This window comes from Streptomyces sp. 1114.5, from assembly GCF_003635085.1.
GTDB lineage: Bacteria > Actinomycetota > Actinomycetes > Streptomycetales > Streptomycetaceae > Kitasatospora.
The window spans coordinates 4,865,969-4,887,942 of record NZ_RBXE01000001.1 but is presented as its reverse complement, the minus strand read 5'-3'; the positions used below and the strand labels follow the sequence as shown (position 1 = coordinate 4,887,942).

The 21,974-nt window shown below is 72.6% G+C and carries 15 protein-coding genes; 2 read left to right on the top strand and 13 right to left on the bottom strand.

From position 1 onward, the window contains the following. Positions 1-12: 12 nt before the first annotated feature. The 12 genes from BX285_RS21690 to BX285_RS21635 all read right to left on the bottom strand — a co-directional run bounded on the left by BX285_RS21690 (position 13) and on the right by BX285_RS21635 (position 17,455). Entirely contained in the window at positions 13-1,119 is a 1,107-nt protein-coding gene (locus BX285_RS21690) for a thiopeptide maturation pyridine synthase (RefSeq protein ID WP_121176569.1), read from the bottom strand. Further along, positions 1,116-3,515: a lantibiotic dehydratase gene (locus BX285_RS21685; RefSeq protein ID WP_121176567.1), complete on the bottom strand. Its 2,400-nt coding sequence runs from the start codon at positions 3,513-3,515 to the stop codon at positions 1,116-1,118. The genes BX285_RS21690 and BX285_RS21685 overlap by 4 nt, the downstream gene beginning before the upstream one ends. After that, on the bottom strand, positions 3,512-5,365 hold the full coding sequence (locus BX285_RS21680; RefSeq protein ID WP_121176565.1) for a TOMM precursor leader peptide-binding protein: 1,854 nt from the start codon (positions 5,363-5,365) through the stop codon (positions 3,512-3,514). The genes BX285_RS21685 and BX285_RS21680 overlap by 4 nt, the downstream gene beginning before the upstream one ends. 14 nt (positions 5,366-5,379) lie before the next feature. Then, positions 5,380-6,825 carry a nitroreductase family protein gene (locus tag BX285_RS21675; protein ID WP_121176562.1) on the bottom strand — a complete coding sequence of 482 codons (1,446 nt, stop codon included), beginning with the start codon at positions 6,823-6,825 and terminating at the stop codon, positions 5,380-5,382. A 5-nt stretch (positions 6,826-6,830) separates the two neighbouring features. Beyond that, positions 6,831-7,808, bottom strand: a complete 978-nt coding sequence (locus tag BX285_RS21670; RefSeq protein ID WP_179852986.1) for a thiopeptide-type bacteriocin biosynthesis protein — start codon at positions 7,806-7,808, stop codon at positions 6,831-6,833. A gap of 67 nt (positions 7,809-7,875) precedes the next feature. Next, positions 7,876-10,548 (bottom strand): lantibiotic dehydratase, encoded by a 2,673-nt coding sequence (locus BX285_RS21665; protein ID WP_121176559.1) that lies wholly within the window; start codon positions 10,546-10,548, stop codon positions 7,876-7,878. Continuing rightward, positions 10,545-12,131 (bottom strand): SagB family peptide dehydrogenase, encoded by a 1,587-nt coding sequence (locus BX285_RS21660; protein WP_183107128.1) that lies wholly within the window; start codon positions 12,129-12,131, stop codon positions 10,545-10,547. Before BX285_RS21660 ends, BX285_RS21665 begins: the two co-directional genes overlap by 4 nt. Positions 12,132-12,142: 11 nt before the next feature. Next, positions 12,143-13,816 carry a TOMM precursor leader peptide-binding protein gene (locus BX285_RS21655; RefSeq protein ID WP_183107127.1) on the bottom strand — a complete coding sequence of 558 codons (1,674 nt, stop codon included), beginning with the start codon at positions 13,814-13,816 and terminating at the stop codon, positions 12,143-12,145. Beyond that, entirely contained in the window at positions 13,809-15,806 is a 1,998-nt protein-coding gene (locus BX285_RS21650) for a hypothetical protein (RefSeq protein ID WP_121176550.1), read from the bottom strand. The genes BX285_RS21655 and BX285_RS21650 overlap by 8 nt, the downstream gene beginning before the upstream one ends. Before the next feature lie 120 nt (positions 15,807-15,926). Further along, positions 15,927-16,094 (bottom strand): thiomuracin/GE37468 family thiazolyl RiPP peptide, encoded by a 168-nt coding sequence (locus BX285_RS21645; protein ID WP_097239504.1) that lies wholly within the window; start codon positions 16,092-16,094, stop codon positions 15,927-15,929. A gap of 61 nt (positions 16,095-16,155) precedes the next feature. Then, the gene (locus tag BX285_RS21640; protein ID WP_097239504.1) at positions 16,156-16,323 is read right to left on the bottom strand and encodes a thiomuracin/GE37468 family thiazolyl RiPP peptide; all 168 of its coding nucleotides are present in this window, start codon (positions 16,321-16,323) and stop codon (positions 16,156-16,158) included. Between the two features lie 67 nt (positions 16,324-16,390). Beyond that, positions 16,391-17,455 (bottom strand): LLM class flavin-dependent oxidoreductase, encoded by a 1,065-nt coding sequence (locus BX285_RS21635; RefSeq protein WP_097239503.1) that lies wholly within the window; start codon positions 17,453-17,455, stop codon positions 16,391-16,393. A 328-nt stretch (positions 17,456-17,783) separates the two neighbouring features. On the opposite strand from BX285_RS21635, the gene BX285_RS21630 reads away from it, so the two are divergent. Next, positions 17,784-19,838 (top strand): radical SAM protein, encoded by a 2,055-nt coding sequence (locus BX285_RS21630; RefSeq protein ID WP_121176547.1) that lies wholly within the window; start codon positions 17,784-17,786, stop codon positions 19,836-19,838. Positions 19,839-20,050: 212 nt separating this feature from the next. Next, positions 20,051-20,470 (top strand): helix-turn-helix domain-containing protein, encoded by a 420-nt coding sequence (locus BX285_RS21625; protein WP_097239501.1) that lies wholly within the window; start codon positions 20,051-20,053, stop codon positions 20,468-20,470. Between the two features lie 197 nt (positions 20,471-20,667). On the opposite strand, the gene BX285_RS21620 is transcribed toward BX285_RS21625, so the two are convergent. Beyond that, positions 20,668-21,918: an FAD-binding protein gene (locus BX285_RS21620; RefSeq protein ID WP_121176545.1), complete on the bottom strand. Its 1,251-nt coding sequence runs from the start codon at positions 21,916-21,918 to the stop codon at positions 20,668-20,670. Positions 21,919-21,974 lie beyond the last annotated feature (56 nt).

Genomic DNA, 21,974 nt, shown 5'->3' with positions numbered 1-21,974 from the left:
TGCGCGAGCCGGTCACAGGCGGCCGCCGCTGTCGACGAAACCGATCAGGTCCTCGATCCGGCCCATCGCGGTCACGCCGTGGACGTCCTCGACGGCCCGGGAGACCACGTGGCAGATCAGGTTGCGTTCCAGCTCGCCGATGCCGATCCGGTTCATGGTGAGGTAGAGCCAGTTGAGGACGACCCGGTACTGCTTGAAGGTGTTCCAGCCGCCGAGTTGGTCGGCCGCCGGGCGGTGGCTGCCGAGCGCCCGGTGGAACGGGCTGCGGTCCGACCAGGCGCTCCAGCTCGAACCCCAGTCCTCCGGCTCGCCGTTCGGGTCGGTGTCGAGCGCCAGCCCGCCGGTGCCGATCAGCCCGTCGGCCTGGTTGCGGTAGCGGAGCAGGGTGTCGAGGAGGGCGCTGAACGGCACGACCTCGTGGTGGTCCGCGGCGCCGGTGATCTCGACGACCCGCTGCCGGAAGGTCTCGGCGTTGGCCTCGTAGATCCCGTCGAAGCGTTCGCGCAGGCCGTCGGGCATCTTCGCCAGGAAGGCGTCGGCGTGCCCGCGGTAGGACATGTAGCCGTAGGTCACCGGCGGGAGGAACCGGTTCGCCGCCGCGATGAACAGGTCCACCGCGAGCGCCATCTTCGAGCCGCCGCCGCGGATCCAGTCGAGGACGTCGAACACGAGGTCGTTGGTGTCGACGTAGTAGTCGGCGAGCAGGTCTGCCGCGGCCGGGCTGCCGAGCACGTGCTCGCGCCGGTCGTGGGGCTCGGTCTCGACGGTGTTGTTCGGCGCCCACGGAGTCAGCAGCCCGCGTTCGCACTCCTGCGCGGCCAGCCGGACGTGCTGGGCGTGGGCCGCCCCCTCGTCGAGGACGACCGTCGACGGATGCGCCCGCAGGTAGGGCTCCAACACGCCGGCCACGGCCGGTGCGACGACCTCGTCGAAGACCTCGGGGCTCGCCTGGATCGGGATGCGGACGTGCGGCCCGCGCCGCCAGTGCGGCTGGAAGTACACCCGCTGCACCGAAGGGGCCACCCGCGCGATGAACGGGCGGACCGCGTCGAGCAGCAGAGCGGTGCGGTCGTGCTCGTGGTGGAACACGTTCACGGTCCGCCACGGGGTCTCGGTCATTCCTGGTCTCCTCGGCAGTTGAGCTCGATGACGTACTCGGTCACTCTCGGCACCTTCTGGTGGTCGAGGAGTGCGGTCTCGGGCCCGGGCGTGACCTCCTGGAACACGGCCGCGCTCGCCGGATCCCTGGCCAGTCGCTCGAAGGCCAGGACGAGCGGCGGCGAGCCGATGTCGACGTACACCGGCTTGCGGCTGCGGTCGCCCGCGAACGGACCGGCCCCGGAGGCGCCGGTCCGCAGCACGGACACGAAGAACCGCAGGGGGAGGCCGTGTTCGGTCAGCCAGGCCGTCAGCGCGAGCAGGAAGTCCGCGTCGGACTGGCCGGCCGCGCGGCGCGGCAGTGTGCCCGGCTGCGCCACCCAGGTGGCCCGCCGCAGTACCACGCGTCCGATGCTCAGCCGCGGCGCGTGCAGGAGGCGGCCCTGCCCGGTTCCGGCGCTCGCGTCGTGCTGGAGCGGCTGGTCGGGCCGCAGCAGCAGGGGGTTCTCGCCGAACGCCTCGATCAGCAGCGCCATCACCGGCGGGAGCTGCCGCTCGTAGGACAGTCCGCCGTGGACCGGACGGACGATCGATCCGCCGTCGAACAAGGCCGGCAGTCCGTCGCCGTCCACGCCGACCGTCAGCCGGGCGGGTGGCGGGTAGTCGAGCCGGTCCGGCAGGGCCGGTTCGCGCTGGTTGAGCGAGGTGGCGAGGGTCTGGGTGAACTCGGCGTACGTCGGTGCGCCCGGGTGCACCACGTCGACCGGGAGCGGGTCGTCGGAGAGGTGGCGCAGCAGTCGGCGCAGCTGCGAACGGGCCCGGCCGAAGCCGGAGTTCACCGCGTTGACGATCAGCTCCTCGCCGTCGCGCTGGGCGTAGACGGCGACCGAGCCGACCGGGCGCACCCAGGCCGGCAGCGTGGCGAGCACCTTCTCGATCCGCTGACGGTCCGGCATCGCGCGCCGGACCTCGGCGATCAGGTCCACCAGCCGGCGCACCTCCGGGACCGGGCCGGCCGCGAGGGTCGCGGCCGGGGTCGGGTCGAAGGCGATCGCGGCGGGGTGCAGCCGTCGGACCTCGTCGCCGTCGCGGAGGAGGTCCGCGTAGAAGCGGTCGAACGGGACTCGCGCCCCAGTGCCGTAGTGCTCGCGGACGAACGCGGCGACCGCCAGTTTGAACGGCAGCGTGCAGTCGAAGACCGCGAGCAGCCGGCAGGCGAGGGCCAGGTCGTCCAGGGCCTCCTGCCAGGACGGCAGGCCCGCCTCGACCACGGTTCCGGGGATGACCGACTGCTCGGTCACCACGTCCCGCAGTTTGCCCGTGATGCCGAGGCCGTTCAGCTGCTCGTGGAGCGCCTGCCCGAGCAGGACGCGGTCGGCTCCCTGCGCGCCGGCGTACGACCGCAGTTGCTCCCGGACCGGGGCCAGGGCGGGGATCCGCTCGGCCAACTGCCGTATCGGATCGATGCCGTGGTCGTCGAAGTCCGGCTGGAGCAGGAGCAGTCCGCTCGCGAGGAGTGAGCGCAGGTACCCGGCCGTCTGCTCCGGCGGCGCGGGGAAGCCCGCCGCCAGCGCGGCGAGGGTCGGACGGCCGGCGGCGGCGCGCAGGCAGTGCCGCAGCGGTGGGGTCAGCGGCAGGGTGAGGAGGTCCTCCGCCGGTGCCGGGCCGAGGAAGCGGACGGTGTCGGCTTCCAGGCGCGCGCTGGGGTTGACCCGGACCGTCGGCTCGGTCGCGGCGGCGGCCAGCGGGGTGAGGACCGACAGGTCGAGTTCGACGATCGAGCGCGCCGGCTCGGTCGCGGCCCAGTGCAGGGCCGGACCGTCCGGGACGAACCGGCCGAGGCCGCCGGCGGTGAAGGTGCTGAACGGGCTGGTCTTGACGGCGGCGCGCGCGGCGTAGCCGGCCAGCCGGATCAACTCCGCCCGCCCGGGCCGCCGTCGGAGCACCGTGTGCAGGGTGGGGCTGGCGTGGGCGAGGCCCTGGTCGAACCGGGGGTCCGCACCGATCTCGCGCAGGGCCGCGTCGACGGCCCTGGTGGCTTCGGCCAGTACGGTCGGCAGCTGTGCGCGGTCGGCGCGGTACCGGCCCAGCTTTCGGCCGAACTCGGCGATGTCCGCGGTGAGTTCGACGCCGAGGGCCGAGGCGACCGGCGGTTCGGCGAGCAGCCGGGCCGGATCGCGCAGCTGGTGGACCGTCCGGCGCAGCGCGACCAGCCGGGGCTTGGCCGCTGGGTCGGGCAGCGCGCCGATCACGGCGTGGCAGCGGTCGGACAGCGCGGCGGCGTCGGCGGTCAGTTCGGCCGCCGTGCGGGAGAGCGCGACCAGCTCGCGCCGCAGCCGGTGGTCGACCAGGCGGTCGACCACGTCCGCGGGCAGGCCTGCGACGCGTACTGCGAAGGTGGTGGCGTGGGCGGTCATGGGAACGGGTGGGGGTGGGGGTTCAGGTCGGCCTCGGTCAGCGGGCGCGGCGCGTGGCCGAGCCGGTGGGGCACCTCCCGCAGCCGGGGCAGCCCGGCGGTGCGCCGGTTGCGGTGGCCGAAGGTCATGGACAGGGCGCCGGGCACGATCACCTTGACGCAGTGCAGGTCGGCGGCCCGGTGCAGGGGGGAGGTCTGGTCGACGACCACGACGTCCATGCCGCCGGCCAGCATCCGGTCGACGGCCTCGGTCAGGTCGTCCCGCAGGTCGGTGTTGAGCGGCCAGGGGTTGCTGGCGATCACCTCGTCCCAGCCGGTCAGGCGGTCGCCGTCGAGCAGGAAGGAGAAGCGGTCGAACGCCTCGGGCGTCGCGTTGGCCAGCGAGTGGTCGGTCATGATCCGCACGAGTTCGGGGTCGGCGGCCATCCGCCGGGCCCGTTCGGCCTCGGCCGGGTACCTGGCCTGTTCCTGTTCGACGATCGGCGCCAGCTCGCCGAGGGCGGTGAGCACGGCGGCGACCGGGTCCAGCGCGGAGCCGCTGGTGCAGACGACCTTCGGTCGGGTGCCGTCGCCGGTGGTGTCCTGGGCGAGGACCCAGAACGCGCGGATCCCCTCGGTCAGGGTGATGTCGAAGGCCCGCGCCCGGCACCCGGTGCGCTCGATGCGTTCCACGAGCAGCCGGATGCGCGGGTCCGGTGCCCGGGCGAGGTCCACCTCGGGGACGGGCAGCCTGGCGTACCAGGTCATCAGGAACGCGTCGCGCTCCACGACTTCGAGGATCCCGTGCAGGACCGCCTCCTCGACGCAGCCGCCGAGCGCACAGCCGTTGGAGATCTCGAAGGTGAACGGCTTGTCCGCCCGGGCCCCGGGCTGGAACTGCGTCCGGTAGTAGGCGTGGGTCTCCGGCACGAGCACCGGCCGGGCCCGGCCGAAGGAGTAGGCCCACACCCAGGACACCACGGCGTCCTCGGTGAACGGCTGGTGGGCGCAGTCCGGTTCCAGGTAGCGCTCCGGGGCGAGCAGGCCGAGCGAGCGCGGGTCCAGGGCGTCCCCGGCGAGTTCCGCGTAGCTGCCGCGCACGACGGTCCGCTTGCCCCAGGGCCACTGGCCGCCGAGCCGTTCCAGTGCCTCGGCGACCGCGGTGGCCCGGCTGGAGGCGAAGTCCCGGGTGCGTCCGAACCCCGCCTCGCCCCGGTAGCCGTACTCGGCCAGGACCGATTCGGTCAGCGGGACCATCGAGTCGCGCATGCCGCGCGGCGGGGCGACCACCCCGGTCTCGGCGTCCACGTAGAGCTCGGTCAGCCGGGACTCGGAGAGTTCGCGGATCCGGCTGGAGCGGGCCCGGGGCTTGGGCCGGGCGGCGGGCACGATCACGGCCCGTTCCGCGGTGTCCTCGGGCAGTGCGCCGCAGACCGCGCACAGCGGGTCCGGGAGGAACGCGTGCCGGGTCAGCGACAGGTCGCGCAGGTCGAGGTACCAGCAGCAGTCCGCGGCGATGCCGGAGTGCAGCACCTCGCACACGGCCTCGGCGGCGAAGCCGGACAGCCAGCCGGACGGGCTGGTCGCGATCCGGTCGTCCGCGCGCAGTTCGGCCGTCCAGGGCGTGCGTTCGGGCGCGGCGGCCCGCCAGGTCTGCACGCACCAGGCGCAGCCGCGCTCGCCGGGCCGGACCAGCGGGCCGATCACCACCCGGTCGAGTTCGGTCCACACCGGCAGCCACGGCTCGCCCCGGTCGTGCGCCGCGGTCCAGTCGCCGGTGTCCCAGCCGTCGCGCGCCACCACCAGCATCGAGGGTGGGCGCCGGGCGATGGCGTCGGCCAGCAGGCCCTCACCGAGGACGGTGTCGCTCACGAGTGTGGTCCCCCTCACCAGGTCAGCCGGAACTCGGGGCGCAGCCCGGCGGGGTGCTCGGTGCCCAGTTGCGCCACCAGCAGGCTGCGCTTGCGCCCGTCCAGGCCGAACCAGGCGTCCAGCAGGTGGGTGAGCACGTCGTTCTGGATCCGGCCGGCCACGTCGACGGCCGCGGCGGCGAGGCAGGCCCGGTGCAGTGCGGCGCCGGCGGCGGCCTGCTGCACGCGGTACCAGCGGGGGCCGAACCGCTCCTCGGCCGCCTCGGCGTCGCCCACCGGCAGCAGCCACAGGTTCGCCGTGCGGGCGCCCTGCTGGGTGAGCGCGGCCAGCGCGGCTTCGCGCAGCCGCCGGCGCGGGTCGCCCTCGGAGACCAGCTCCAGGCAGTGCTCGTCGGGAAGGTAGCGGTACGCGCCGTCCGGGACGCCGGCCACGTCGGCGATGACGCAGTAGAACTCGACCAGGTTGGCCGGCAGGTCCCAGCGTTCCTGCCGCCCGTAGGCGGTGAGGATCGTGGCCAGCCTGCCGATCGGCAGGGTCTCGCCCTTGAAGCCGCGCATCGCCGCGTGGCGGGTCCGCGTGCCGGCGCGCAGGTCCACGGCCGCGTGCGGCAGGGCGATCCGCCCGACCTCCCCGGCGGGCGCCTCCCCGGCGGGCGCCTCTCCGGCGGGCGCGGACGGCAGTGGTTGCGGGGCGGGCCGGCTCTGCCGGAGCACGGACGCGTGCGCGGCGAGGGCGCGCGGGAAGGCGGCCAGCGAGGGGCCCTCGAACGCGGCGGGCACCGGGGCGACCAGTTCGACGACGGCGTGCACCCCTTCCGCCCTCGGGTCGAGCCCCAGCAGTTCGGTGAGGTCGGCGTCGGGGAAGCACAGCCGGGCCGTGGCGTCCTCGTCGGCCCCGACCACGAGCGCCTGGGCCACCTGGATGCCGGCCTCCAGGCAGGCGAGCCGGTAGTACATCTCGCCGTACTTGGCGGCCAGCCGCCAGAAGACGCTGGTGTGCACCAGGACGGTGGTGGCCGGGCGGGATGCCACCCGGCCCAGGTAGTCGCCCGACCGCAGGCGCACCAGCTCGTGCCGGGCCGGGTCGTAGTAGTGGACGCCGGTCGGGGCCTCGGAGTCGGGTCCGGCGATCACGTACCACTCGGCGCTGTACCGGGCGCCCCCCGACGGCGTCGGACGCCGGGTCACCAGCCACTGCAGCGGATCGTCGTCCGGGATGGCCTCGAAGCTGTCGGTGAACGGCAGCATGTCCAGCGGGGTCAGCCACTGGGACCGGGTGATGCCGCCGAGCTCGGCGAGCAGCCCGCCCAGCCGGTGCGCGGACTTCTCGGGCGGCCAGGGCAGCGGGTGCCGTGGTGCGCCCGGGTAGCTCTTGACCAGTCGGGGCGGGTACGCCTCCGGGTTCGCCACCTCGGTCGGCGTGTGCACGCTCTCCTGGTAGCGGGTCGCCTCGTCGCTCATGGGGGTCACACCGCGCACAGGTCGAAGGCGGTCCTGGTCAGCAGCAGCCGCAGGTGGGACTCCTGGGCCAGGCTGATGCCGAGGCGGTTGCACATCAGGTGGGTGCAGCGCTCCACGATCAGCTGCGGGACCAGGTGGTTGATGTGCTGCAGCACGTCGGCCGGGGCCTCGAAGTCGGGGTAGGCGTCCAGCCGGCCCAGCAACTCCAGCTCCACCAGGGTGTCGTTGGCCTCGCGCACGGTCCGCAGCCAGCTGCCGGCCACCGACGCGTCCGGCAGCGCCACTCCCCTGGTCGCCGCCCACACCTGCTCCAGGGAGGCGCGCAGCTGGGGCTTGTTGGCCTCGAAGTGCCGCTCGAAGTCCGGCGCTCCCAGCAGTTCGGCCGCGGTGCCGCCGCTCTCGACCATGAACCGTGCCTGGTAGGCGAGTTCGGGCAGGATGCCGGTGAAGACCGTACGGTTGGCGGCCAGCATGGCGAAGGCGTCCATGGCGCGCTGCCCCGGGGTCCGGCCGCGGGCGATCAGTTCGAGCGCCAGCACGCTGGACGCCATGAACTGCTTCTCGACGGCTTCCAGGGACCGACCGGTGCCGAACGCCGCGGTCTCGGGGACGTAGTCGATGAACGCGACCGAGTTGTCCGGGTGCAGCACCGCGTCGTAGTCGGCCATCCGCTCCAGGGCGGCGAGTCCGGCCGCGGACTCGGCGTAGGCCTGTTCGGTCAGCGTGGACGTCGACGGCAGGGTGCGGTAGAGCTCCGCGGCTGACTCCTCGATGACCGAGCGGACCTCCTGTACGTGCTCCGGCCGGGTGCGCAACCGCACGCGGACGTGCGGGCCGCCCTCCCAGTAGCGGAGGAAGAAGAAGCCGTCCACCAGTCCGGCCCGGCCCAGCCGCTCGACGGCGGGCTTCACGGCGCCGACGATCACGGCGTCCTGGTCGCCGTGGTAGAAGAGGTGGGCGCTGACCCATGTGTGCGCAGACACCACCTCAGGCACCTCAGGCATCTCGGTCGTCTCGGACAGCTCGCGCGTGTCAGGCATCTCGGACGTGTCAGGCATAGGTGACTCCGGGCTCGTTCAGTTCCACGATGTACTCCGCCACGTGCTCGCCGCGGACCTGGCCGGGATCCGGCAGCATCTCGCTGATCTGCACGATCGCGTTCGGCTCGGCGAGCCGGCGTTCCAAACCGAGCAGCAGCAGCATGCTCGCGAAATCCACGTAGTTCGGTTTGGTGTCGTTGCTCGGCCCCCGGCCGTTCCCGCCCCCGCCCAGGGCGGCCGGGTCGAGGACGGTGACGAAGCACCGCTCGGGGATGCCGTGTTCGGCCAGCCAGGCGGCCGTCCGCAGCATCCAGGCCGCGCCGGTCTCGGCGTCGGCCCGTCGGGGCAGCCGGTCCGCGCGGGTCATCCACATGGCGCGGCGCAGCACCACGTTGCCCACCATCAGCCGGGGCAGGTGGCGCACGCCGTCGTCCGTGCGCGGGTCGGCGGTCATCCTGAGCTCGGTGTGCGCACCGAACCAGGTGTTGGACTCGCCGAAGGCCTCGATCATGAACCGTGCGGCGGGCGGCAGCAGCCGGTCGGCGCCGAGGCCGGGGTGCACCGGGCAGATCCGTCTGCCCAGCCGCCGCGACACCAGCGCGAGCAGCCCGTCCTCGCCGCACTCCACGTGGAGGTCGTTGACCGGGAGCCGGTCCTCGTCCGCGCGCGTGCTGCGCACACCGGGGTAGTCGACGACCAGCCGCACTCCCGGCTTCCTGACGTTGACGGCGGAGCGGGCCACGGCCTCGAACTCGGCGAAGAGCACGCCGTCGTGCTCCGCGGCCGGCCCCGGTTCGTCCGGGACGCCGGCGTGCAGGTCGAGCACGTCCATGATCTGCCGGACCCGGTTGCGGCCGCGGCCGAAGCCGCATCCGATGCTGTTGACCACCAGTTCCGGGCCGTGCGCGGCGTCGGCGAGCTGGCAGTAGACCGCGAGCGAGGTCGGTGTGCGGACCCACTCCGGCCATTCCCCGGCCAGCTTGCGCACCTCCTCGGGGTCGACGCGGACCACGCCGTCCCGGTCGGGCGTCCGCTCGCCCAGCAGGCGCTTTCCGGCGGTGCGCAGGCGGTGCAGCTCGCGCACGGCCTCGACCGGGCTGTCGGCGTCGGCGAACCGGCTGTGCGCCAGGCGCGAGCCGCGCCCGGCCGGGCCCGGGACGGCGGCGGACTGCTCGGCCAGGACGTCCCGGTAGAAAACCAGCAGCGGGATCTGCGCGCCGGCCGGGTACCTGCTCCGGAACAGCGAGCCGAGCGTGAGCTTGAACGGCAGGTCGGGACCGATCAGGCCGAGCAGGGTGCGCACCGCGTCGAGGTCGTCCAGCAGCGGTCGCCAGCTCTCCCGGTCCAGCACGGCTGCCGTTCCGGGGTGCACCGCGTTCTCGTAGAAGCTGTACCGGCCGAACTCCTGGGCCATCTTCGGGTTGTGGGCGTGGGCGTGGTCGCCGACCTCGCGCAGTGCGGTGTCCAGGGTGCGGACCACGGCGTCGCGGACGGCGACCCGGTCGCCGGGTTCGGTGATCGTCGGGTAGCTCGACAGCGCCTCGGCCAGCTCCTGCAGGGTCCGGTCCAGCCGTTCCAGACCGGGTCGGCGGCGCCGGTGCAGCCAGGCGCGCAGGTCGGCGACCGGGTCCGCGGACTGGTCGGCGAGCGGCGGGACCAGCTCCAGCAGGCCCAGCGTCACCAGCCGGCGCAGGAACACGTCGACCTGGTTCCCCTCGGCCGCCAGGGCCAGCAGCGTGCCCCGCAGGTCGTCGAAGGTGCTCCCGTCCGCGGCCAGTTGCAGCACCCGGCGCAGGGTCGGGGTGAGTGCGAGGCCGTGCACGTACTCGCCCGGCCGGCGGCCCAGGAACAGCAGGGCGCCGTCGAAGACCGTGGCGCTGGGGTTGATCCGGATCCGGCAGCCGCCGAGGAGCTCCGGGCGTTCGCCGACGGCCCGCGCGATCCGGTGCAGCGATCCGACGCTGACCTCGGTCGCGGTCACCGCGGCGGGCCGCCCCGCGGCCGGTCGCCCGGCCGGCTCGACGATCTCCTCGGCCCGGCCCCAGGCGGCCAGGCCACTGCTGGTGAACGTGGAGTACGGGCTGGTCTTCGCCGCGGAACGGGCCAGGTACTGCGCCAGGCGCAGCACGGTCTGGCGCTGCGGTGCGCGGCCGGTGTCGAACCACTTCCGCAGGGCCAGGAACACGTCCGGGTTGGCGTGCACGAGGCCGAGTTGGAAGGCGGGCAGCCGAGCGGCTTCGAGCAGGGCCTCGTAGCTCGCGGCCCAGTCCTGTTCGAGGTGCTCCGGCAGTGCCGCCATGAGGCGGTCGCGCTCGGCGACCCGTGCCGTCCACGCCCGGACCGGGGCCGCCAGGTCGGCGGGGACGTCGGCCAGCCGTGCCGGGTCGACCCGGCGGCCGCGGTGCACGGCCCTGCGCACGGCGACGAGCCGGGCCTTGAGCACGCCGTCTCCGGTGGCACCGATCGCCGTGTGCAGCAGCCTCGACAGCTCGTCGGCCTCGGCGGCGATCTCGGCGCGCAGCGGCACCAGCGCGGTGGCGGTGCGCCAGCTCCGTGTGCACCGCAGTCCCTCCAGGGCGGCGACCGGGCTGCCGGCGAGGCGGACCACGGCGGCCGGGCCGGGCACGTACCGGGCCGGCTCGGAGCCGGCGTCCCTCGGTGCGTCCCGCTGTGCGTCCGTCATTCCGCCGCCTCCGGCTCGACGGGCACGATCACGCGGCCGCCCGGTCCGGTCCTGGCCAGCAGGATCTGGAAGAGCGGGGAGTGGCGTGGCTCGGTGAGTCCGAGCGCCGTGCGCACGCCCTCGGCGTGGTAGGCGTTGACGATCCGGCCGGAGAGGCCCTGTGCGGCGGCGGCGACGCACACGCGGTGCGCGAGCAGTCCGGCCTCCTGGTTGAGCACCCGGTAGCCGCGGTCGCCGAAGGTGTCGAAGGCCCAGTCGCGGTCGACGACGAGATGGATGACGGCGTTCATGTCCTTGAAGACCGGGCCGGGGATGGTGACGCGTTCGATCGCGGTGACGGCGTCCGGGCCGGGGTCGGCCGGGCCGACCGGGTGCAGTGCGCCGGTGTGCCGGTCGAGCCGGTAGCAGCCGGCCGGTACGCCGGTGAGGTCACCGACGGTCAGGAAGACCTCCACTGGCACCGGTGCGCCCGCCGGGACGGCGTCGCTGCTGACCCCCGTGCGGAGCCGGGCCAGTCGCGCCCACAGTTCGAGGCCGTCGACCTGCGAGGCGACCGGCCGGAAGATGCCGGGACCGGAGTCGCGGGCTCGCAGCACCTCCGCCAGGTTCACCTCCGGCACCTCGGTCGCGGGCAGGGCGAGCGGCTCGGCACCGAGTACGGCAGGTACAACTGGATCCGGCGGTTCGGCCGTCGCGAAACCCGCGGTGTCGGTGCGGAAGGACGCGCGGTTGACCGCCGTCAGCCGCGGACAGGCCTGCACGACGTCCAGTCCGCTGCGGACCACGGACGGCTCGATCGGGTCGATGGTCGCGGCCAGTGCCGCCGCCGTCTCCGTGCCCTCGCGGCGCCGGATTCCGGCCTCGGCAGCTGCACCGGTGCCGGCGAGGTGGAGCGGCAGGACCACGAGCGCCGGCTCCTCGTCGGGGTCGAGCCCCAGCAGCTTGTTCACCGGCTCGTCCAGGAACTGGTGGTGCACGTGTGCCCGCAGCCCCATGGGCCGCGCGACCAGGTCGAGGTTCCCGGTGAGCAGACCGGCCTCCTGGGTGCACAGCCGGTAGGCGTAGTCGCGGTAGATGTAGGCGGCCTTGGAGAACAGCCCGGAGAGCACGAACACGGCCTCCGGCAGCTCCCCCGCGGTGCCGGTCGCCCTGGACAGCAGCTGTCGGTGGTCCCCTTCGCGCAGCAGCACCAGCGCGTGGTGCGGGGCGTCGTAGTGGTAGACGCCGTCGGCCAGGCACACGTACAGCTGGATGGCGAACAGGCAGCGTGCGGATGCGACCATCCGGTGGTAGGGCCAGGTCCCGTTGGTGTCGAACTCCTGCCGGGAGATGCCGTAGCCGTAGTGCAGCAGCGTCGACAGCGCCGACGCGTCGAACGCCTCGACGCCGCCCAGCTCCCTGGGCACCCTGGTGGTCAGCGGGCGCCGGGGCCGGCCGCGGTAGATCTTGAACTTCAGCGGCTCGTCCGGGTTGGCGTACTCCGACTGCCGGGTCTCCATCGCCTCGGCGAGGTCCTCCAGGCTGACCCGCAGGAACTCCCGGCCGACGCCGGCCCCGTGCCGGCTCAGGTCTGAATCGTTCACGGTCGCCTCGATCACGGGAAGGGATGCGGGTGCGGATTGCGCACCTCGGGCAGCCTGGGCAGCCCGGTCACCCGCCGCGCCGCGTGTCCGAAGGTCATCGGCACCGAACCCGGTGCCATCACCTTGACGCATCTGAAGCCTCCCGCTGTCTGTTCCATGGAGGTGGTGTCGACGGCGACGACGTCCAGGCCGGCCGCGGCGAAACGCCGCACGGCCTCGTCGAGGTCCGCACCGATGTCGGCGTTGCTCGGCCAGTGCCAGCGTTGGAGTCCCTGCTGCCAGGTCGATGTCACCGGGTCGTCGAGCAGGAAGGAGTACCGGTCGAAGGTGGCCGGGTCGGCCGCGCAGAGCAGGTGGTCGGCCATCGACACGACGTCGTCCGGGTGCTCGGCCAGGTGCCGGGCCCGCTCGCTCCACTGCGGGTCGAGCGCGAGGACGGTCACGTACTCGACGGTCTGGCTCAGTTCGTGCAGCGCGGCCAGGATCGCCTCGGCCGGACGCAGCCCGCTGCCGCCGGTCGACACGGCCCTGGGCCGTCCGGTGCCGCTGACGTCCTCGGCGAGGGTCCAGAACGACGGGATCCCGTGGTCCTGTGTGGTGTCGAAGACGTGCACCCGGTACCCCTGGCGCTCGATGCGTTCGGCCACCAAGGGGATCCGGCGGTCGGGGACCGTGGCGAGGTCGATCCGGGGCAGCGGGGTCCGCCCGTACCAGGCCATCAGGAAGGCGTCGCGTTCGGCGACTTCGAGGACACCGTGCAGCACGGCCTCCTCGTAGCAGCCGCCGAGCGCGAAGCCGCTGGAGATCTCGCAGGCGAACCGGCGCTCGCCGTCGGGCATCGGCGCCCGGTAGTAGACGAAGCTCTCCGGTACCAGCACCGGCCGGTCGCGGCCGAAGGAGTAGCCCCACACCCAGTCGGTCGGCGCGTCCTCGGTGAACTCCCGGTAGGGGAAGTCCGGGACCAGGAACCGGTCGTCGGGGTACAGGCCGAGCGTGCGGGGATCGATCGCGGTGTCGGCCACGTCGGCGTAGCCGGCCCGGACGCCGGTCCGTTTGGCCGGCCCGTACCCGGCGAGCCGTTCCAGCGACTCGGCCACCGCGATGGACCACGCGGACGCGAAGTCCCGGGTGCGGCCGTAGCCGGCCGGCTCGGTCGAGGCGCCGGGCACGGCCAGGACGGCCCCGGTGAACGGGAAGGCGTGCCGGGTGTAGGAGGTGACCGAGGGGATCAGGCCGCTCTGCGCGTCGACGTAGGTCGCCCGCAGTGCGTCCTGGTCCAGCGGGCGCAGGCGGCTCGACCCGGGCGACGGCTTGGGCCGCGCGTGACGGACGGGCTTCGCGCCCTGCTCGGTGTCGGCCGGGAGCACCGAACACGCCGGACAGTGCGGATCGGTGAGGAAGGAGTGGCGGGACAGGGCGAGCGTGGCCGTGTCGACGATCCAGAACCGCTGCGCCCCGGGCCGGGCCGAGGCCAGCCCGGCGACGGTGTCGGCCAGGAAGCTGGGCAGGTCCCGGTCGGGTGCCGCGGCGAGCGTCCCGGTGGCCGTCCCGGCGGCCATCTCGGCGGTGCGTTCGGTGGAGGCCGAGGCGGCGCGTCGGGTGCGCAGGCACTCCGGGCAGCCCGGCGCCCACGGCCCGACGACCACCTGCTGCGGTTCGCGGAGCACCTGCGGCTGGTCAGCCATGGACGACCACGGCACGCGCCACGAACGGACACAGCCGGGCCAGGGCGGCATCGTGGTCCAGCGGGACCGCGACCACCCGGCCGCCCTCCCCCGCCAGCCTGCCCACGACCTCGTCCAGGGTCACCGAACGGAGCGGCGCCGCGGCCGTACCCGGGGCGGCCGTACCCGGGGCGGCGGGCCCGCGCAGGTGCGCGGGCAGCTCGGGCACGGGCGCCGGCGCGTAGCCGGGCTGGTCGGTGGCCCGGGCCTGGTAGGCGAGCAGCGTCCGCTCCAGCCCCTGCTCCAGCGCCACGGCGGCGTCCAGGTCGCTCACGTACGCGACCGTGCCCGCCAGGGTCGTGAACGCGAACGTGGGCAGCCCGACCAGTTCGGACAGGTCGTGGACCTGGTACGACTGGCCGACGATCTCCAGCAGCTTCCGGTAGCGCTCACCGCGCGGGGTCAGCTCCGCGGCGGCCGGGTCCAGCCGCGGCAGCGGTCCGGTCGCGGTCGCCAGTGCCGCGGCCACGGTGTCGTTGGCCGCTGCGACCACCGCGGCGCGGACGGCGTCGGACCAGTCGTTCCCGGAGGCCGCGGTCCGCGCGGGGAAGACCTCCGCGGCGTCGACCGCGACCGGTTCACCGGTCAGCACGTCCAGGCCGTGCAGCCGGTCGCCCTTGCGGGAGTCGACCATGACGGCCGCGTAGCGCTCGACCGCCTGCCGGACCGCCCGCTGGCGGGACTCGACCACGCTCTCGCCGCAACCGTGGACGGGGAACGGACCGCCGGCCAGGCCGACCGGGTCGGAGACCACGACCTCGCTGACGAACAGCGGCAGTTGTTCGTAGTCGCGCTCGGTGACCTCGGCGAAGACACCGGTCCGCGGGTCGACGAACTCCACCGCACGGCGGGCCAGTTCCTCGTCGTCGACGGGCGCCGCGGCCGCCAGGGCGGCGAGCCGTGCCGGGTCGTCGGGAACCACGGGCAGGGCGAGCGGGTGCGGCAGGAACGCGTGCTTCGAGGTCTCCAGCGTCTCCAGGTCGAACCGGACCAGGTGGTCGGCCCCGGCGCCCTCGTCGATGCCGGTGAGGTGGCGGAAGGCCGCGAAGCACAGCTGGTTGGCGACCAGTGCGACGGTGGGGCCGCGCAGGAACTCGCTCGGGGCCGCCTCGGGGTGGTCCCGCAGATCCGCGCCGGCCAGGTCGGGTGTGAGCGCGAACAGTCGACGCCATGCCGAGTCCCAGGCGGTGGCGTCGTCGCTGCTGCCGATCACCGGGCCGACCCAGGCCTCGTCACCCGAGACGACCGCCTGGGCGAATGCGGCCCCCGCGGCGACCGCGGCGGCGGGCAGCCGCCGGGCGCGGTCGATCATCGGCCGGTCGGCGACGTGCAGCACCATGGCGGCGCCCGCGGTCACCCGGTCGAGCCGCTGGGCGTCGGCGTCCAGGTAGACGATCCGCTGCTCCGGGTCCTGCGCCCGGGACGCGTCCAGGTGCTCCGCGACGCGGTCACGGTCGAACGGCGACTCGCCGAACGGCGCGAGCGGGACCGTGCGCACACCGGCGCGCAGCTGCGAGTGGGCCAGGGCCTGCAGCAGCGGGCCGGATCCGGCCAGCACGACGGGGCTCTCTCGGTAGGTCTCGAAGCGCAGCTCGGGTGAGTCGGTGAAGTACTCGATGAAGGAGATGTTGGCCGCGTAGGTGGCGGCCAGCTCGCCGGACAGCGTGTGCGGACGGTCGTCCAGCACGTTCTTGACGTACCCCTTGGCGAGCAGGAGCGTGATCAGTTTCGCCACCGCGGCGCGGCTCGGCTCCGGCACGACGGCGCACAGTTCGCCGAGCGTCCTGGTGCCGTCCAGCATCGGCGCGATCCGCTGGATGAACTCGTAGGTCGACGCGCCCTTGAGCATCGACCCGCCCAGGTTGCTGCGGATGTACGCACCCTCCGGAACGCGCATGACGTAGACGTCCCCGCGCAGTCGCGGCCGTACCCGCTCGACATCGACTCCCATGACCACCGCTTCTTTGCGAACTCATTGATGACTGGCCAGCAGGAAGGACCGAGAGCCACCCGGTCCCCTTTGATGAACACGCACCGGCTAGAGCACATGTGCTGGGGGATCAGCACCGGATCAGGTGCAGGAGCAGCACGGACAGCAGCAGCAGCAGCTGCTGGCGCCGCCGGAAGCGGACAGCTCCGTGAGGCCGTAGCCGGCGGTCACCGAAGCGGGCACCACCTCGCCCAGGTCCACCAGCTCGAAGGCGCTGTCCTCCAGCACCAGGTTGTCGAAGTCCTCCATGTCTTTCACCTCCTCCGCCGATCTCGTGTCACAAGCGCGTGTGTCGTGGCCGAGCACCGGATCAGGTGCAGGAGCAGCACGGGCAGCAGCAGCAGCAGCTGCTGGCGCCGCCGGAAGCGGACAGCTCCGTGAGGCCGTAGCCGGCGGTCACCGAAGCAGGCACCACCTCGCCCAGGTCCACCAGCTCGAAGGCGCTGTCCTCCAGCACCAGGTTGTCGAAGTCCTCCATGTCTTTCACCTCCCTTCCGTCGTCAGGTCGATGCGGCCCACACCCACATCGGGGCCGCCACCGAGGGTCAGAGTGCTTTCACCTCCGGCAGGACCCGGTCGCAGAAGAGCTCCAGGGTCTGCCGAGCTTCGGGGAGCGGCATCGCGCCGAAATCGACCTGCCAGAGGATCTGGTCGACGCCGCCGATGGACTCGTTGAAGGCGCGGATGCGGTCGACGACCGTGGCCGGCGATCCGACGATCGCGCCGCCCTCGGTGTAGAGCTTGCGCGGCTGCATGCCGCGCAGCATCCAGCCGAACCCGGAGTAGCCGCGGTAGGCGGTGGACTCCCTCCGGTCCCACGGGCTCACGGCCTCCGCCCACACGTCCAGGTAACGGCGCAGGTAGGTCTCGGCGATCTCGGCCGCGCGCTCGTCGGTCTCCGCGACCACCAGCGGCAGGCTGGCCGTGACCCGGGGCCGCAGCCCGGAACCGCCGTGCGCCGCCTCGAAGGCGTCGCGGTAGAGGGTCAGCTGGTCGCGGAACTCGTGCGGCGAGATCATCGGCGTGATCAGCAGCCCCAGTCCCTCCGTGCCCAGCCAGCCGAAGCTCTCCGGCGTGCGCACCGCGGCGCCCCACATCGGCGGGTGCGGTTGCTGGGTGGGCCGCGGCAGTCCGGTCACGTCGCGGTAGGAGAAGAACGGGGTCTGTTCGCTGACCTTCTCCTCGGTCCAGATCCGCCGCACCGCGCGGATGGTCTCGCGGAACCGGTCGACGCTCTCGTCCATCTCCACGCCCAGGGCGTCGAATTCGTCCGGCAGGTACGCCCGGGCGAACCCCACGTCGAGCCGGCCACCGCTGATCGCGTCCACCTGCGCGGCTTCCGCCGCCAACTGGATCGGGTGGTGGAAGACCGGGAGGACGCATCCGGTGATCAGCCTGACCGAGCTCGTCCGAGCGGCCACCGCGGACAGGAAGCCCAGCGGGCTGGGGCAGTAGCCGCCGTAGTGGTGGAGATAGTGCTCGGTCATCTTGACCGAATCCAGACCACCCGCCTCCGCCTGGACCGACAACTCCAGCGCATCGCTGAAATAGGCCTGCGGAGTTTTCGTCTCCGGAGTGCAGTCAGGAAGAAAAGAAAGCCCGAAGCGCACCGATACCACTCTCCCCATAACAGCCGGATTTCCACCAGATGAATCCCGGGGGTTCGTCACCCGAGCACTCCGAGGCCTGTCGGCACGCCACCGGGTGTTTCGCCGCTGACGCTACATCGGGCCCCCAGGGCCGTCAATGACGACCTGCATTCGCGGTCCAGCCTCAAATAAAGCTCAAATGGCACCGGTATCCCCGGGGATACCTACGGTGCCGGGAGTGCGTTATTGACGGCACTGCCCGGCGCTGGAAATGTTGGCAGCCGCCGGCAGCCCGAATAGCCGGGGCCTTACGCCGACGTGAACGGCACAGGAAAACGGACGGGTAGTCATGACCTCCACCATCGACACGAACGACGCCGCCCACGTCGGCGAGCAGCCGGCACCGGTGCCCGACGGGCGCAGGGCCGTCCAGCTCGTCGAGTTCACCGCGATGCAGGGGGTCCGGTACAGCATCACGCTCGGCTACCTCAAGGCGACCGCGGTCGCCGACCCCGTCCTCGACGCGGCCTGCGACTTCGAGATCAACGTGCGCGAGCAGAGCGGCGGGGAGCAGGCCACGAAGGAGCTGCTCGACACCTGGGACGAGCCGTTCGTCGTCGCCCTGACCGTGTTCTTCTGGAACCGCGCCCAGTCCCTGGAGCTGGCCCGCCAGGTCAAGGAGCGCTGGCCGAACTGCCGCGTCGTGGTCGGCGGCAACGACGTCAGCTACCAGCAGGAGCCGCTGTTCGCCGAGGCACCCTGGCTGGACGTACTGGTGCACGGCGAGGGCGAACTGCGCTTTCGCGACCTGCTGCACGCCTTCCTGACCGACCGGGACCTCGCCGCGGTTCCCGGCATCAGCTACTGGCGCGACGGCTCGGTGGTGACCACGCCGGACGCGGAGCGCATCACCGACCTCGACCGGGTCGTCTCGCCGATCCTCACCCCGGTGTACTCCGATGAGGAGATCACCGGTTCGTCCATGATCGTCTACGAGACCAACCGGGGCTGCCCGTACGGGTGCGCCTTCTGCTACTGGGGCGGCGCGACCAACTCCAAGGTCCGCCAGTTCGACCTGGAGCGGATCTTCGCCGAGCTGGACCGGCTGATCCGGCTGATGCCCATGGACGCGACGCTGTTCATCGCGGACGCCAACTTCGGCATCCTGGCCCGCGACCGGCAGATCGCCGAGCACATCGTGGAGCTCAGCCGGCGCCACGGCAAGCGCCTGATCGTCAGCACCAACTGGGCGAAGAACGGCAACGAGCGCATCGTGGAGATCGCGAGCATGCTCCACGCCGCCGAGCTGACCGGCGCGATCACGCTGTCCGCACAGTCCTTCGACGCGGACGTCCTGAAGATCGCCAACCGCGCCAACATCCGCACCGACCACTACCGCCGGCTGCTGTCCCGCTTCCGCGAACTCGACGTGCCCACCTACACCGACCTGATCTGGGGCCTGCCCGGCGAGACCTTCGACTCGTACCTCGACGGCATCGAGGAGGTGCTGACCGCAGGCGGATCCCCGGTGATCTATCCGCTGCTGCTGCTGAACAACACCGACTACTCGCGCGAGGCCTTCCAGGACGAGCACGCCCTGCGGACGCGCTGGATGCCCGCCGACATCACCAACCCCGAACTCGTCGCCGACGTCGTCGTCGGGCACTCCGCCATGACGGCCGAGGAGTGGGTGCGCGGCATGGAGTTCCGGGTGTCCATGACGCTCTTCCAGAAGATCCTGCTGCGCTGCGCACTGCGCGTCCTCCACGCGACCACGGGCGTCCGCATGGTCGAACTGTGCCGGTACCTGTGGTCGTTCCTGCTGGACGACTGCACCGACCCGTTCCTGCGGGCCGTCGCCCGCGACGTCGCCGTCGTCTACCGGGACCCGTCCGCCCTGGACATGGCGCTGCTGAAGACCGTCATCGGCAACCAGGCCGTGGTGCCCGAGGAGGTGCACTACCAGGCGCTGCTGTGCCGGGCCGTGCGCACCGAACGCGCCACCGCCGATCTGCTCCACGCAGCCGTCGACCACCTGTGCAGCCGGCTGGCCGGCTCCGGGTTCGAGGTCGACCGCGTCCTGGTCGACAGCGCGCTGACCCTCGACCTCGCGGCGACGACGATCCTGCGCGCGAGTCTGCGTGGTGACCTGGTCGAGGCGGAGTTCGCCGTCCCGCGGCGGGGCTGGGACCTGCTCGTCGCGGCCGGCGACGTGCCGTCGAGCCTCGACACGAGCAACCAGGGGAACACCGTGCGCGGCACGGTGTGGGCGCCGCCACGCTGGGTCCACTACCCGATCAGCGTCTATGCGCTGTCCATCTGGCACGGTACTGGCCGGCCGCTGTACGACCTGCTGTTCGCGCTCCCGGACCAGCTGCCGAACCAGCTGCCGACCGTCGCGTGACCGCGGGGCACCCGGCGGGTTCCGGTCATGTCCGGGTCCGGGCCCGCCGGGAATTGACAGGCCCTCATCACCATGAACATCATGGGCACATCACACGCATCGCATATCTTGCGTACATCACGTGCATCATGCGCATCACGTACATCACGCACAGCCTGGGACACTCGCATCCTCCCAAGGCTGCAGCCGTGTCCCGTGGATGTTGGGGGACCATGACCACCGAAAACCCCGTCTGTTGCTCCGATGGCGCCGCCCGCCCGATCCTCGACCAGATCACCGACAAGTGGTCGATGACGGTCATGGCGGTGCTCGACGAGCCCCGGCGGTTCAACGAGATCAAGCGCCGCATCGACGGCGTGACCCAGCGGGTCCTGACCCAGACCCTGCGCCGTCTGGAGCGCAATGGGATGATCATGCGCCGGGTGCTGCCCACCTCGCCCGTCGGGGTCGAGTACTCCCTCACGCCACTCGGCGAGTCCCTGTGCGAGCCGTTCGGCCGGCTGTACGCCTGGGCCCTCGCCAACACGGAGGAGATCCGGGCGCATCAAGCGGACTACGACCGGCGGACGCACGGCTGCCGAAGCCAGGAGCCTTCCGTGCCAAGGGAGTTCGAGACCTCGGAGCGCTCCTGAGGTGGGGCGACGGGCGCACGGCTCCGACGCCCGGCTGCCGGGAAACCCGCACTTCTGCGGCAGTTGAGGACTCCTCGCGACTGATTGCGCGTCACTTCTCGGTGCACCGGCTCCGATCCGTACCTGCGCGAAGAATTGAAAACATCACAACGGGCCCTCACGGCGGCTCAGGACCGACCGGTTGCGCGCCTGGCGCACTATCCGGCGGGGAAGTGACGGGCGAGGAAGCCGTTGCGGAACCTGCCCGCCGGATCGAACTCTGCCAGCAGCCTCCGGAAGTCCTCCCACCGCGGGTAGGAATCCCGGATCGCCTCGGGCGCCGTGCGGAAGACCTTGCCCCAGTGCGGGCGGGCGGCGAAGGCGGACAGCGCCTGCTCGACCGCCTCGACCGCGTCCGCCACGGCCACCGGATCGGGGTGCCAGGTGAAGTGGAAGGCGACGCAGTCGCGTTGGTAGGCGGGGCTGAGCCAGAGCGCGTCGGCCGCCACCGTGCGGATCTCACCGATCTGCAGGGCCGGCGCGATCCGCTCCCGGACGGCGTCCAGCGCGTCGAACGCGGCGACGGCGTCGGTGCGGGCGACGAAGTACTCGGACTGCAGTTCGTCGCCGCTGCTCGGCGTGAAGTCCGGCCGGAAATGCGGGAGCCGGGTGTGCCACCGGCCCGGAACGCCCAGCTGTCCCGTGCAGGGTTCGGGCGGACACCCCGGCACGGGATGGCGCGGGCCGTCGGCGAGCACCGCGCCGAGCCAGGCCCCGGGGGCGTCGGGGCCTCCCCGCTGCTTGAGCCAGACCTGGTCGATCCGGTCCGTCCGCCAGCCCGTGAAGAGGCTGACGCTGTACGCCGCCGCCATGATCTCGTCGAACCGTTCGCGCAGCACGGCCGTCGGCAGGCCCTCGTAGACCCACTGCCGGACCTCGAACGCCGGCACCACGTCCAGGGTCAGCCGGGTGACCACGCCGAGGGCGCCCAGGGCCACGACCGACCCGGGGAACTCCGCGGCGCCCCGCTCGATCGTCACCAGGGCGCCGTCCGCCGTGACCAGCTCGACGGCGCGCACCGCCGTGGCGAGGCAGCCGTTGGCGCTCCCCGAGCCGTGCGTGCCGGTGGCACACGCGCCCGCCACCGAGATGTGCGGCAGCGACCCGAGGTTGTGCAGCGCGAGCCCCACCCGGTCCAGCACCCCGGCGACTTCGCCGAACCGCATCCCGGCGCTGACCGTGACCGTGCCGGCCCGCTCGTCCGGCTCGACCACCCGGGGCAGGCCGGCGACGGACACCAGGTCGCCCGTGGTGTCGGCGATCGCGTTGAACGAGTGCCCCGTCCCGAGGACCCGCACGGACCGGGCGCCCGCGACGATCCGCCGCAACTCGGCCACGGAGCGCGGCTCGTGGAACCGCTCGGCCCTGAACGTGATGTTCCCGGCCCAGTTGGTCGCGGCGACGGTCATTGGGTTGTGCCTCCTCGGTCTCGGGAGCACGCGGTCCGTTCGGCAGCGCACGGGGT